10 protein-coding genes and 1 pseudogene are annotated in these 13,615 nt (G+C 71.1%); 8 read left to right on the top strand and 3 right to left on the bottom strand.

Annotation, left to right across the window (positions count from 1 at the left end; translation table 11 throughout):
- Positions 1–134: 134 nt before the first annotated feature.
- Entirely contained in the window at positions 135–1,205 is a 1,071-nt protein-coding gene (locus ACTWQC_RS28600) for a S1 family peptidase (protein WP_443318715.1), read from the top strand.
- A 202-nt stretch (positions 1,206–1,407) separates the two neighbouring features.
- Here the strand turns inward: ACTWQC_RS28600 and ACTWQC_RS28595 are convergent, their stop codons facing one another.
- Positions 1,408–1,851 carry a subtilase-type protease inhibitor gene (locus tag ACTWQC_RS28595; RefSeq protein WP_443318769.1) on the bottom strand — a complete coding sequence of 148 codons (444 nt, stop codon included), beginning with the start codon at positions 1,849–1,851 and terminating at the stop codon, positions 1,408–1,410.
- 441 nt (positions 1,852–2,292) lie between these two features.
- Between ACTWQC_RS28595 and ACTWQC_RS28590 the strand changes: the two genes are divergently transcribed.
- From ACTWQC_RS28590 to ACTWQC_RS28575, 4 genes are all read left to right on the top strand, one after another.
- Entirely contained in the window at positions 2,293–3,270 is a 978-nt protein-coding gene (locus tag ACTWQC_RS28590; protein WP_443318714.1) for an endonuclease/exonuclease/phosphatase family protein, read from the top strand.
- Between the two features lie 57 nt (positions 3,271–3,327).
- On the top strand, positions 3,328–4,260 hold the full coding sequence (locus tag ACTWQC_RS28585) for a DUF2278 family protein (protein ID WP_443318713.1): 933 nt from the start codon (positions 3,328–3,330) through the stop codon (positions 4,258–4,260).
- On the top strand, positions 4,175–4,888 hold the full coding sequence (locus ACTWQC_RS28580) for a hypothetical protein (protein ID WP_443318712.1): 714 nt from the start codon (positions 4,175–4,177) through the stop codon (positions 4,886–4,888). The genes ACTWQC_RS28585 and ACTWQC_RS28580 overlap by 86 nt, the downstream gene beginning before the upstream one ends.
- Positions 4,889–5,185: 297 nt before the next feature.
- Positions 5,186–5,551, top strand: a complete 366-nt coding sequence (locus tag ACTWQC_RS28575) for a hypothetical protein (protein ID WP_443318711.1) — start codon at positions 5,186–5,188, stop codon at positions 5,549–5,551.
- 368 nt (positions 5,552–5,919) lie between these two features.
- Here ACTWQC_RS28575 and ACTWQC_RS28570 read toward each other — a convergent pair.
- Positions 5,920–6,419, bottom strand: a pseudogene (locus ACTWQC_RS28570) (hypothetical protein); the annotation flags it as partial.
- 253 nt (positions 6,420–6,672) lie between these two features.
- On the opposite strand from ACTWQC_RS28570, the gene ACTWQC_RS28565 reads away from it, so the two are divergent.
- The 3 genes from ACTWQC_RS28565 to ACTWQC_RS28555 all read left to right on the top strand — a co-directional run bounded on the left by ACTWQC_RS28565 (position 6,673) and on the right by ACTWQC_RS28555 (position 13,010).
- Complete coding sequence (locus ACTWQC_RS28565; RefSeq protein ID WP_443318768.1) at positions 6,673–10,455, top strand: DNA polymerase III subunit alpha; 3,783 nt, start codon at positions 6,673–6,675, stop codon at positions 10,453–10,455.
- Between the two features lie 494 nt (positions 10,456–10,949).
- Positions 10,950–11,954: a DNA polymerase Y family protein gene (locus ACTWQC_RS28560; RefSeq protein ID WP_443318767.1), complete on the top strand. Its 1,005-nt coding sequence runs from the start codon at positions 10,950–10,952 to the stop codon at positions 11,952–11,954.
- Between the two features lie 147 nt (positions 11,955–12,101).
- The gene (locus tag ACTWQC_RS28555; protein ID WP_443318710.1) at positions 12,102–13,010 is read left to right on the top strand and encodes an esterase/lipase family protein; all 909 of its coding nucleotides are present in this window, start codon (positions 12,102–12,104) and stop codon (positions 13,008–13,010) included.
- Here ACTWQC_RS28555 and ACTWQC_RS28550 read toward each other — a convergent pair.
- On the bottom strand, positions 12,985–13,615 hold a 631-nt coding region (locus ACTWQC_RS28550; protein WP_443318709.1), incomplete at its 5' end, for a YbfB/YjiJ family MFS transporter. The two genes, ACTWQC_RS28555 and ACTWQC_RS28550, sit on opposite strands and share 26 nt — an antisense overlap.

Raw genomic sequence — 13,615 nt, 5'->3', positions numbered from 1 at the left:
TTGTGATGCGAACCGCGAGCGGCCGACGCGAAGCGGTGTCGCGCGGGAGTCACGTCCTCGTTCGGTACAGCTGCATACGTCCTCCGGGCCGACGCTCCCCACAGCGGGCCCAACCCCCCACTGGAGGTCTCGACTTGAAGCACCGACGTATTTCCAAGCGCCGCACGGCCGTCGCAGCGGCTGGAGCGGCGGCTGTCGTCGCCACCGCGTTCGCACTGTCGAACGCCAACGCCGCAACCACCCCCAGCGTGGACACGCTCACGTCCACCACAGCGGGGAAGCTCGCGTCCACGCTCGTCTCCGATCTGGGAGCCGACACCGCCGGGTCGTACTACGACGCCGGCGCCAAGAAGCTCGTGGTCAACGTGGTGAACGAGGCGGCGGCCCAGCAGGTCCGCGCGAAGGGCGCAGAGGCGAAGCTCGTCAAGAACACGCTGGCCCAGCTCGACTCCGTCAAGGACACCCTCACCGCGAAGGATGTGACGGGCACCGCCCGTGCGGTGGACGTGAAGACCAACAAGGTCGTCGTCACCGCCGACAGCACGGTCAAGGGCGCCAAGCTGGCGGAGCTGAAGAAGCAGATCGCGGCGCAGGACGGCAAGGCCGTACTGAAGCAGAGCAAGGGGAAGTTCACCACCAAGATCGCTGGTGGTGACGCGATCTGGGGCTCCGGCGGGCGCTGCTCGCTGGGCTTCAACGTCACCGTGAACGGCCAGCCGGCTTTCCTGACGGCGGGTCACTGCACCGAGGCCATCTCGAGCTGGTCCGACTCCGAGGGCGGCTCCGAGGTCGCGACCACCACGGACGGCAGCTTCCCGGACAACGACTACGGCCTGGCGACGTACACATCGGAGGTGGACCACCCGAGCGAGGTCAACCTCTACAACGGCAGTGCGCAGGCGATCAGCAAGGCGGGAGACGCGACCGTCGGCCAGCAGGTGCAGCGCAGCGGCAGCACCACCCAGCTGCACGACGGCGAGGTCCTGGCGGTCGACGCCTCCGTCACGTATCCGGAGGGCACGGTCAACGGTCTGATCCAGACCAACGTCTGCGCCGAGCCGGGCGACAGCGGCGGCTCGCTCTTCGCGGGTGACACGGCGCTTGGTCTCACCTCCGGCGGCAGCGGCGACTGCTCGTCCGGCGGCGAGACCTACTTCCAGCCGGTGCCCGAGGCGCTCGAGGTCTTCGGGGCGCAGATCGGCTGACGCGCGTCGGCTGAGGCGACTCGGCCGAGGCAACTCGGCTGACGTGACTCGCGACTTCGCGACTCGCGACTTCGCGACTTCGGTTGAGCCGACCCGGCTGAGCCGACTCGGCCTCCGCACATCAGCTTGACGCGCGACAGCGGCGGGGCTCGCGGCCCCCGGGCACCCCCACAGTGTCCGGGGGCCGCGGTCGCATGTCAGGTCAGAAGGCGAAGACGGCGCCGCCCTGCATGCCCCCCTCCATCACGCACGCGTTGGCGAAGGTGTAGGACCAGGAGACTCTGCGGCCCTCCCAGACCCCGTCCGCGGTGACCACCACCGGGTCCCAGATCTTCGTACACATCCGGCCCTGGCCGCCGTCCCCCGCCAGCGCCGCGAACTCCCCGTCGACGGCGCGGAGTTCCGTACATGCCTGCGCGGCGGCCGGGTGCGTCCCGCCCGGCCTGGGAGCACAGTTCAGCAGTACGGCCCGCTGTACCGCGGCCGTCGTGGCGTCCTCGCCCTTGCCGACGGTGAGCACCAGGGCCGACGGGGAGTAGAGCGAGTCCGCTTCCACGGTCCCGGCCTGTGCCACTCCGCTCGTACCCGCCAGCCACCCGACGGTCAGAGCGGCGACCGCTCCCAACGCCCGTACGCTGTACCGCATATCGAACTCCCTTGTTCGCAGGTGCAGATACCGGACGGGAGTCTTGCTCATGCGAACGGTGAACGCACGTCGATCGGTCACTTCCGGTCGCGAGCCGCGAACTCACCGTGGCCGAATGTATATTCGGGCAGGTCGGGGGTGGTGTGTGGTCGCAGGCGCCCCCGTCCAGTATGTGGACAAAATTCCCTGGTTCAAGTAAAAACTTCCTTCCGACCTGCGCAAATGTGGCTTCGCGAGCTTCCCTGGCCGCCCCATCTCGACCGGAAACCGCCGGTCCCCGCCGGCGCGTCCCTCTTCCTGCCGCGTTTCCGTGCTTCCCGTGGTGCTGCCGTCGTCCCGGCACCTGCTCCAGCAGTGATCCAGATGCCGCGTCGGAGGCCCGGGATCACGATGGACGTATGACCGCTGAGCTCCGTCCCCAAGGCTGTAGCGGAGGTCGATATGGACGTCACGGTGGGAACCTTCAACCTCAACAACCTGTTTTCGCGGTTCAACTTCCGAGCGGAGATATCGGCGATTCAACCGACCGAGCCCGGCGGTGGGCTGACCGCCAGTTATGTCTTCGAGGACCCGGAGCAGGTGCGCATCCGCACCTACAAAGGAAAGCTGGTCAAGGGAAAGGAGGCCGGCGATCAGAAATTGATCGCCGAACGGATTTCCCGTATGGACCTCGATGTGCTGGCAGTCCAAGAGGTCGAGGACATCGACACCTTGCGGTTCTTCGCCGCACAGCAACTCGGCGGCTCCTACCCTCATCTCTCGCTCATCGAGGGCAACGATCCCCGGCTGATCGATCTGGCCCTGCTGTCGAAATTCCCGCTGGGCCCGGTCACTTCCTGGCAGCACGCCGTCCACCCCGAGCTGCCGGACAAGCGAGTCTTCAGCCGGGACCTGCTGGAAGTGGAAGTCCTGGACCCCCGCGACCCGAGCCGGCGCCTCTTCACCCTCTTCAACAATCACCTCAAGAGCCAGTTCGTCGAACCCGGGGAGGATCCTGAGGCCGGCAAGGCCGCCGCCGACACCCGACGTCGGCAGCAGACGGAGACCATCGCCCGGATACTCGCCGAGCGCAGCCGCTCGGACGGGCGTTTCGTCGTGGTGGGCGATATGAACGACACTCCGGATGCACCGACTCTCGCCGCCCTCGTCGACTCCGCCGACCTGGACGTGACCGATGGACTGGACCATCCGGTCGAGACGCGCGAGCCCAAGCCCGACACCCCGCCCCCGCCGCCCTCGGGAGCGTGGACGCACAGGTTCAAGGAGGCCGGCCGGCCCGCCAAGTACGAGCTCTTCGACCAGATCTGGCTCGGTCCGCAGCTCGCGCCGCGTCAGAAGGGCGCGTTCATCGACCGCCGCACCCGGCACGGCGGTGACGGCAGCGATCACGATCCCGCCTGGGTGGTGCTCGAGTTCTAGCTCTCTCGTCCGTCCAGCTGCTTTGCGCGGGCACATCGCCGCGTTTTCGGAGGACCCATGCCACTCGATTCCTACGGTGTACTGGCCTGCCGCGCCATTGGACGGCGCCGCGAGGGAGCCGCCGATACTCCGCACTACCAAATACACCTCACCGACAGCGCAGGTACCGCCTACCGGGCGGCTATCAACGTCCAGTCCCAGCAGGCCCCGTCCGAGCTGCTGTTCATCGCCGACGGCGATTTCCGCCATCCGGTGACACAGCTCCTCCCGCCGGCCGCCAGCGGATGGACGCCACTGCCGTCGCAGCCGGGCACGGCCAGCCTGGACTTCATCCGCGGGAATCTGTTCGTTCCGACTTCGATGCGGCCGCTGCCACCCGACCTGCCGGGCGTGGACAACGACCTGGCCGATCTGCTGGACCACTACGTGGGGCGAGCCATCGCGGATCCCATGGTCGCCGTGTACGTATTCGGGCAGCGATGGGGGCCTGAATCGGCCCGCCGCGACAAGATCTTCGGATTCCTGCCCGGCAACGGCGTGCACGACGTTCACATGAACCAGGGCAACACCGGGCGGTTCCGTGCCGACGACGGGGTCTGGCAGGACGGCGGACTGCTGCTGCACCTGCCCGCCGAATCGCGTTGGGTCGCCGTATTCCTGGCCTTCCAGTCCCAGGCCTGGCACACCGACGACACCACCGGCCACGCCATCGAGACCGCACCGCGCAGGCCCGCTTACGGTGACGCACCTCTGCGCATCGTGGCCGCGCTCATCAACCCGGCCGGTCCCGCCCCAGAGGCCGAGACCGTCACGCTGGTCAACGCCTCCCCAGCTCCGGTCAATCTGATGGGCGTCCGCAGGGCCGCCGCCCAGCGACCGCCAAGGCTGGGGGAGCATCGACGACATGATCCGACGCGAATTTCTGCGCGTGATTGCCGTAACCGGCGCCCTTGCGGCTCTGCCCGCCGACGAGGTCGAAGCCCTCGCTGAAGGGGTGCGTCGGGGAGCATCCGCCGACTTCCTGCGCATGAACAGCCATCTGTGGCAGGTGTACCAGCTCGCCCGCTCGAAGGGTTCGGTCTATCCGATCGTGCGGGAGCAATTGGTGGCACTGAACACGACGCTGGATGGCAGATCGGACGCAGAGGCCAGGGTTCTCTGCAGCGCTGCGGGCGATCTCTTCCAGCTCGCTGGGGAACTGGCCTTCGACAGCAACCGCCACATGGACGCTGCGGCGTCCTACACGCTCGCCGCGTCGGCGAGCAAGGAGGCAGGATCGTTCGACCTCTGGGCCTGCGCGCTCGTGCGGCACGCGTACGTCGAGATGTCCGAGCGGCAGTACAACGAGGCCGTGGGCATTCTTGCGGCTGCCGAGAGAATCGCTGGGCGAGGAGACAGCTCGCTGTCAACGCGTCACTGGGTCGCCTCCGTTCAGGCCGAGGCGTATGCCGGCCTGGGCGACCTGGCCGCTTGCGAGCGCCGCTCTCGACCAGGCGGAGAAGGTGATCGACCTGGGCGGGCACGCCCACAATGGCGGCTGGCTCCGCTTCGACGGCTCGCGGCTGGCCGAGGAACGTGGGGCCCGATACGTACAGCTCGGCCGCCTCGACCTTGCTGAGACGGCTCTCATGAGCGCCTTGGACCAAGGCGCCCTTGCTCAGGGGCAGTCGTTTCGCCGTCGCGGATCTGTCCTTGTGGATCTCGCCGCGATCGGAGCGAAGCATCGCGACCCCGAGCAGGTCGTTACCTTCGGCCGTGAGGCTCTGCAACTCGCTCGGGAATCTTCCTCCGGCTACGTCGCCCGTAGACTCCAGGGCCTACGAGACGAATTCGGCCCCCTTGCTCGCAATGGCCGTGTGGCCGAGCTGGGGGCCGAGATCGCCGCTTTGAGCATGACGTGACGAGAAAGGTTGGCATGCCGCAGACCGAGGGCGCGCGACTGTTCCGGGAGACTTGGATCGCGGGCGTGCGAAAGCACTTTCCCGGCGAGCCGAAGCCCGGCTACGTGATTCCCTGGGAGGAAACCCCGGAGTGGGAGCGCGAGGCTGCGGGTGCCGTGTATGAGCAGGTGCGTCAGTTCCTCGACGCGAGCGGCGGACACGCGTCACGACTGACCCGCGAGCAGAAGGGCCGCTTCGTCGCAACCTGCTGGACGGCGCAGATGTTCAAGCACTTCGAGGACCCAAAGCCGGGCTACGTGGCCGACTGGCCCGACCTGCCGGACTGGCAGAAGCAGACCGACTCGGACATCTTCGAGGCGATCGAGGACTCCCTGAGGTAATGCGAGAGCCCCCACGTCGAAGAACCCTGTTGGATAGCTCCGCCCAGCTGGTTCATCCGGTGGGGCGAAGTGCCGTCAGGCGGGACCCTGCGGGTTGGGGGCCGGCGGTCCATGTTCAACTGCCGGAGGACGGCCTCTGTGGTGGTAGGGGGCGGAGCGCTGGCCAGCGGGCGAGCACGCGGTGGCGTATGTCCCGGGTGGAGCGGCTCAGGCCGCTCAGTTCGTCCCGGTCCGCGGTCATGTGAGAGACCGACACCGAGCCGGTGGATCAGCCGTTGGCGGGCCGTCGCCGTTCCCCAGCTCCAGTCCCGGGCCGGGCCGGGATCCTGGTGAGGTGGTCGGTCATGCCGCGGTGTGCGCGCTGGGGAGGCCGCGAGCCCGAGGGTGGCCAGGGTGCAGCCCGCCGCCCAGGTGGAGAGGACCAGCAGGGGGCCCGTCACCGCGTTACCGCCGAAGTGCGCGATCGAGCGGGCCGTCCAGGTCGCCGCGCCGGGCGGCAGTGAGGGGCCGATGGTGCGCCAGAAGTCCGGCAGCAGCGGATACGGGTACGCGCCGCCCGCGCTCGGGTTTCCCGCGATGAGGACGATCACGAGCGCGCCGTCGATGTCGCGGTTCCTGAGCTCGCGGCGCGCGGCGGCCTCGTCGCGTACGTCCGCGGTCGCGTCGAGCGGCTCGCCGGGCAGCGACTGCAGCCGTTCGACCGCCGTGGCCCGGAGCTGTCCAGGGGCGACGACGGCGATCGGGATGCGGTGCGGCTCCGGGGCGTGGAAGGCGCCGATGTAGGAGGCGAGAAGGCGAGCTGCAGCGCCGGTACGCCGACGATCAGCAGCGCTGCACGCTCCGAGACCGCGCTCCTGAATCTCGCCAAGAAGGGTGCCCTGGACGGCGCCGGAGTCTCCCGGACGTGCGGGCTCGCCGCCGCCTGTCCGGGCCATCGCCGCTCCTCGCTCCTCGCCGCGCCAGAGGAAGATCCGTTCCCTAGAAGATCACCGGGCGTACGAGGAGCTCCGGCGGCGCGCCGCCCGTATCTGGTCGTACGAATGTTCGAGGCTTGGTCTATGGTTAGGGGTGGGAAAGCAAAAGGATTCGGCCAGGGGGTGGGCGAGCGACAGGAGGTGCGGGTGCCCGGATTCACGCATCTGCACACCGTCTCCGGGTTCTCCATGCGGTATGGCGCCGCGCACCCGGAGATGCTGGCCTGGCGTGCCGCGGAGCGCGGCATGGACGCCGTGGCGCTGACGGACCGGGACACCCTCGCCGGGACCGTCCGGTTCGCCAAGGCGTGCGCGAAGGCCGGAGTCCGGCCGCTGTTCGGTACAGAACTGGCCATAGGGGAGCGGGTGGAGGACGCCCGAGGGCCTACGTCACGCAGACGCACGCCGGTGCGCGGCGGAGCGTTCATCGACGAGTCCGCGCCCCGCGTGGTCTTCCTCGCCCGCGATGGCTCAGTCGGCTGGGCCGCCCTGTGCCGCCTGATCTCCGCCGCCCACGCGGACACCGAGGCCGAGCGGCCCGTACTGGACTGGGCGGACCTGGAGAAGTCCGCGGACAGCGCCAACGGGAGCAGCAGCGGGAGTGGGAGTGGGAGCGGGAGTGGGCTGACCGTGCTGCTCGGCCCCGACTCCGACGTCGGCCGCGCCCTCGCCGCGGGCCGCCCCGACCGGGCAGCGCGGCTGCTCGAACCCTGGCGGGAGATCCACGGCGAGGCCCTCCGCCTGGAAGCCGTGCACCACGGACGCAAGGGCACGGGCCCCGGCTCGCTGCGGCTCGCCGCCCGCACCGTCGGATTCGCCGCGGACCAGGGCGTACGGGCCGTGCTGACCAACGCCGTCCGCTACGCCGACCCGCGCCAGGGCCCGGTCGCCGACGTGCTGGACTCCGCCCGCCGCCTCGTCCCGATCGACCCGCGCAAGCCCGACACCCTCGATACCGGCGAGCGCTGGCTCAAGGGCGCCCGGGACATGGCGCGCATCGCCGAGCGGGTCGCCGAGGCCGCGGGCTTCGGACGGGACGCCGCGCATCGCCTGCTGGAGGAGACCCTGCGGACCGCGGCCGAGTGCCTCGTCGACCCCGAGGACGACCTCGGGCTCGGCAGCGTGCACTTCCCCGAGCCGCACCTGGTGGGCGCGGAGCGGCGGACCGCCGACCGCGCCCTGGCCTCCCGCTGCGCCGCCGCCATGGTGCTGCGCGGCTACGACCGCGACCGGAGGCGCTGGGAGCGGTTGCAGGAGGAGCTGGACATCATCGCGTTCCACGGCTTCGCCTCGTACTTCCTCACCGTCGCCCAGGTCGTCGACGACACCCGCGCGCTCGGCATCCGGGTCACCGCCCGCGGCTCCGGCGCCGGCTCCCTGGTCAACCACCTGCTCGGCATCGCGCACGCCGACCCCGTGGAGCACGGACTGCTGATGGAGCGCTTCCTGTCCAGGGACCGGCGCGTGCTGCCCGACATCGACATCGACGTCGAGTCGGCGCGGCGGCTCGAGGTCTACCGCGCGATCTTCGACCGCTTCGGGGCCGAGCGGGTCGCCACCGTCGCGATGCCAGAGACCTATCGCGTACGGCACGCCATACGGGATGTGGGCGCGGCCCTCGGCATGGACCCGGCCGAAGTCGACCGGCTGGCCAAGGCGTTCCCGCACATCCGCGCCCGTGACGCGCGGGCCGCGCTCGCGGAGCTGCCGGAGCTGCGCGCGATCGCCGCGGAGCAGGCCGCGCAGGCGGAACAGGCCGAGCGGGCCGGGCAGGCCGCGCGGACCGAGCAGGGTGCCGCACAGGAACGTTTCGGTCATGGCAAGTTGTGGGAGCTGGTCGAGGCGCTCGACGGGCTGCCCCGCGGCATCGCCATGCACCCCTGCGGGGTGCTGCTGTCCGACGCCTCGCTGCACGCCCGTACGCCCGTCGTCGCGAGCAGCGGAGACGGCTTCCCGATGTCGCAGTTCGACAAGGACGACGTCGAAGAACTCGGGCTGCTCAAGCTGGACGTCCTCGGGGTGCGGATGCAGTCCGCGATGGCGCACGCCGTGGCCGAGATCGAACGGGCCACGGGGGAGCGGGTGGACCTGGACGACCCGGCCACGGTGCCGCCGGGCGACCCCGCGACGTACGACCTGATCCGCTCCACCGAGACGCTCGGCTGCTTCCAGATCGAGTCGCCCGGCCAGCGCGATCTGATCGGGCGACTGCAGCCCAGCACCTTCCACGACCTCGTCGTCGACATCTCGCTCTTCCGGCCGGGCCCGGTCGCGGCGGACATGGTGCGGCCGTTCATCGAGCGGCGGCACGGGCGGAAGGCGCCGCGCTATCCGCACCCGGATCTGGAGGACGTGCTGAGCGAGACGTACGGCGTCGTGGTCTTCCACGAGCAGATCATCGAGATCCTGCGGATCATGACCGGCTGCTGGCGGGGCCGCGCGGACGAGGCGCGCCGGGCGCTGTCGGACCCGGAGCGGCAGGGGCGGGTGCGGGCCTGGTTCTGGGAGGAAGCGGGCAAGCGGGGCTACGAGCCCGAAGTGCTCGCGCGCACCTGGGAGATCGTCGAGGCGTTCGGCTCGTACGGCTTCTGCAAGGCGCACGCCGTCGCCTTCGCCGTGCCGACGTACCAGTCCGCCTGGCTGAAGGCCCACCACCCGGCCGCCTTCTATGCGGGGCTGCTCACCCACGACCCCGGGATGTACCCGAAGCGGCTGCTGCTCGCGGACGCGCGGCGGCGCGGGGTGCCGATCCTGCCGCTGGATGTGAACCGGTCGGGCGCCGCTTATCTAATCGAACTGGTGTCTGGCGATAAAGCCGCATCATGGGACATTTCTGAGGGTGCTTCAGAGGGCGCTGCAGGGGGCACTTCAGGGAGCGCTTCAGGGGATGCTCCAGAGAGCAAGTGGGGCATACGGCTTGCGCTCTCCGAGGTGCACGGCATCAGCGAGGCCGGGACCGAGCGGATCGCGGACGGACAGCCGTACGCCTCGCTCCAGGACCTGTGGCTGCGCGCGCGGCCGGGGCGGCCGGTCGCAGAACGGCTCGCCCAGGTTGGCGCGTTGGACGCCTTCGGGGACAACCGCCGCGACCTGCTGCTGCACATCGCTGAACTGCACCGGCGGCAGCGGGCGCCCAGGGGCGGGGCACACGCAGGGCAGCTGCCGCTGGACGCGGGGACGGGAGCCGGGGGAGGCACGGGAGCCACGGGAGCCGATGTCGCGGAGCCCTTGGGGCTTCCGGACCTCGACGCGTCCGAGCGCCTCGGCGCCGAGCTGAACGTGCTCGGCATGGACACCTCCCGCCATCTCATGGGCGACCACCAGGAGTTCCTCGAGGAGCTCGGTGTGATCCCGGCGCGGCGTCTCGGCGACGCGCGGCACGGTGAGACGGTGCTCGTCGCCGGGGCCAAGGCCGCTACGCAGACCCCGCCGATCCGCTCCGGCCGCCGGGTCATCTTCACGACCCTCGACGACGGCACGGGCCTGGTCGACCTGGCCTTCTTCGACGACAGCCATGAGGCTTGCGCACACACGGTCTTCCACTCCTGGCTGCTGCTCGTACGGGGAGTGGTCCAGCGGCGCGGGCCGCGCAGCCTCAGCGTGGTCGGCGCGGCGGCCTGGAACCTCGCCGAGCTCGCGGAACTGCGCCGCGAGGGCGGCCTGGACGCGGTCGCGGCCCGCCTGGCGGCGGGCCCCGGCGGCGGGCCGAGCGCGGACGGCGACTCGGCTCAGGAGCCCGCCGCCCCGTCCGGCGACGCGGACGATGCGGGTGCCGAGGACGAGGACGCCGCGGACGCTACGAACGGCCGCCGCATCCGCATGCCCACCGGCTACGAGATGCATCCCTGGGCGGACCTCCGCCCCGCGGGTGAGGGCACCCCCACGGGCCGCAAGCTGTGGCACTCCAGCCCGGGGAGCGCAGGACGATGACCGCCGCCGCTCCGCGTCTCCGCGCACCGGAACGGACCCGCGTCGGCCCGTCCGCCGCCCCGGACCGCTTGGCGGTCGCGACCGCGCTCGCCCTGAACTCGGGCCTGGCGAAGGACCCGTCGGCACGTGTGCCGGCCGAAGCCGGAGGCGTGGCCTTCCTCCGCACGGGTTCTCCGGCGACCAGTCCCGCGACGGGGGCGCCGCGGGCCCGGGACCTCTCGGCAGCCGAGGTGGTGGCCACCGCCGAAGGCGCGTTCCCTGCGGCCGCACCGCGCCTCGGCTCGGCAGCCACCGGCCGGCAGCCTGCCGATGCGGGCGCGCACGCCGAGCGCCCGGCGCCCGGCGCGCACGCCGGAAGCCCGGCGAGCTCCCGGCCGACGGCAGGTGAGCGTGCCGCCGAGGCGCACGCGCGCGTGGGGGCTGCCGGGCGCGGGCGGCCGAACAGGAAGCCGGAGAGCGGGGAGGGCGAGCGTGCCGCTGAGGCGCACGCGCGCGTGCTGTACGTGCGGTTCCGGTGTGCCGGGGCCGAAGGGGCGCTCGGAGCGGACACATACGAAGGGCTTCTCGGGCTGCTCCGCGAGTTCAGCCCCGTCATCGAGGCGCTTCCGCCCGACGCCGCGCTCGTCGACGTCCGCGGCGCGCTGCGCTACTTCAGGCGCGACGCGGCCGGGATCGCCGCGCTCGTGCGGGTCCGTGCGCTCGCCCGCTACGGCGTCGACTGCACCATCGGCGTCGCCGCCAACCCGCTGCTCGCCAGGATGGCCGCCCACGACCCCGCGCCAGGCGCGGCCCCCATCCGCACCGCCCCTGATGACCCGGGCGCGGTCGCCGACTTCCTGGCCCGCAAACCCGCCACCGCGCTGCACGGCGTCGGCCAGGCGACCGCCCGCACCCTGGCCGCGTACGGCCTGGACAGCGTCGAGCGGATCGCGGCCGCACCGCCGGCCACCCTCCAGCGCATCCTCGGCGCGGCCGCCGGGCGGCGCGTCCACGAGCGGGCGCGCGGCATCGACCCGACCCCCGTCACCCCGAACGCCCCCGCCCGCTCCATCGGTGCGGAACACCGCTTCGACCGCGACGAGCTGGACCCGGACGCGCGGCGCCGCGCGCTGCTCACGCTCGCGCACGAACTCGGCGTCCGATTGCGTACGGAGAGCCAGGTCGCCCGGGCGCTCACACTCACCGTCCGTTACGCCGACCGCTCCACGACCACACGTACCCGCGCCCTGCCAGAACCGACCGCCCACGGCCCGGCGCTGACCGCCGCCGCGTACGCGCTGCACGACGCTCTCGCCCTCCAGAGGGCCCGGGTGCGCACGGTATCGCTGCGGGCCGAGGACCTGGCGAGCGCTGAACTGGCCGCGCATCAGCTCACGTTCGACGCCGCCGACGAGAAGTCCCGCCGCGTCGAGGCCGTGGCCGACCGGGCGCGTGCCCGCTTCGGTGCCTCGGCGATCCGCCCCGCCTCGGCGTTGGCCAACGATTGGGACGTCGCGTGAAGGTCATGTGTCGGTTTCTTTACCGCTATATGACTGGCCAGTAGCTCTACTCGCCCGTAACTTGAAACAAGAACAGCTGTCTTGTGATCCGGATCACAGGGAGACGGGTTGACCCAGCCCGTTTGCCCCCCCCCGCGAGGAGATCACATGAAGCTGCCCTGGAAACGGGTGCGGGGACTCCGCGTCCTGTCCGCCGCCCTGCTGACCGCCGCACTGGCCCTGACCACCGCTTCAGCCACCGCGTCCGCCCCGGCCGACGACGCGTCCACGTCCGACTCAGCCTCCGCCTCCGCCGCGAAGTCCAGCGGCTGGAACGACTTCTCCTGCAAGCCGTCCACCGCCCACCCCCGCCCCGTGGTCCTCGTCCACGGCACCTTCGGCAACGCGACCGACAACTGGCTCGGCCTCGCCCCGTATCTGGTCGCGCGCGGCTACTGCGTCTTCTCCCTCGACTACGGCCAGTTGCCCGGCGTCCCGCTCTTCCACGGCCTCGGCCCCATCGAGGACTCGGCCGGCCAGCTCTCGGCCTACGTCGACCGCGTCCTGGCGGCGACCGGAGCCCCCGAGGCCGACCTGGTCGGCCACAGCCAGGGCGGCATGATGCCGCGTTACTACCTCAAGTTCTTGGGCGGTGCTGCGAAGGTGCACGCCCTGATCGGCCTTGCGCCCTCCAACCACGGCACCACCATGAACGGGTTCACCCAGCTGCTCGACTACTTCCCCGGCGCGGACGACGCCATCGACGGCATGGCCCCGAGCCTCACCGACCAGATCACCGGATCGGAGTTCCTGCGCAAGCTCAACGAGGGCGGCGACACCGTCCCCGGCGTGCACTACACCGTCATCGCGACCAAGTACGACGAGGTCGTCACGCCGTACAGCTCGCAGTTCCTCTCGGGCCCCGACGTCCGCAACGTCGTGCTCCAGGACTTGTGCCCGGTCGACCTGTCGGAGCACGTGGCGATCGCACTCCTCGACCGGCTCGCCTTCCACGAGACCGCCAACGCCCTCGACCCGGCCCACGCCACGCCTACGAGCTGCTGGTCGACCGGCTGAGGCCGAACCGGTCGGCAGGAGCGCGCCGCTGGGGCTCCCGGCCGGTGATCCGCGCCGCCGCGCGCGCCGGCGGACGGATCAGCAGCGTCAGGGCCGCGATGGCGGCCGTGACGAGGAACGCGGCCCGGAGCCCGTAGCGGTCGGCACAGGCGCCGAGCACCGCGGGACCGGCGACCGTGCCCAGACCCAGGAAGAAGACCGTCACGCTGAAGCCGGTCGAGGGCTGCTCCGGAAAGACGTGGTAGCTCCACACCGCGAGCAGCCCCGAACCGGCCATGAAACACGGGCCGTAAAGCACGGCGGACAGCGCGACGGCCGGCAGCGAGCCGGGCGCCGCGCCCAGCAGGGCGACCGCGGCCGCGATGCCGGTGAACAGCCAGGCGTGGGTGCGGCGCAGACCGTACCGCGCGATGACGTAACCGGTCAGCGCGCCTGCAGTGCCTGCCAGGCCCATCAGGGTCCAGAACAGCGGTGCCGTGGGCGTGCCGCCGCCCGCGTCCTCGCGGGAGATCGCCTCGACGGCGAACGCCCAGTACACCGCGCCGACCAGCCCGTACGAGAGCGCGGTGAGGAAGAGCGGCACGGCTGCCCGGCGGTGGGTGAAC

Origin of the sequence: Streptomyces sp. 8N616 (assembly GCF_052246385.1) — a bacterium.
In the GTDB taxonomy this organism is placed as follows: domain Bacteria; phylum Actinomycetota; class Actinomycetes; order Streptomycetales; family Streptomycetaceae; genus Streptomyces.
The sequence above is the reverse complement of the archived record's forward strand: the minus strand, read 5'-3'. Positions and strand labels throughout refer to the sequence as shown.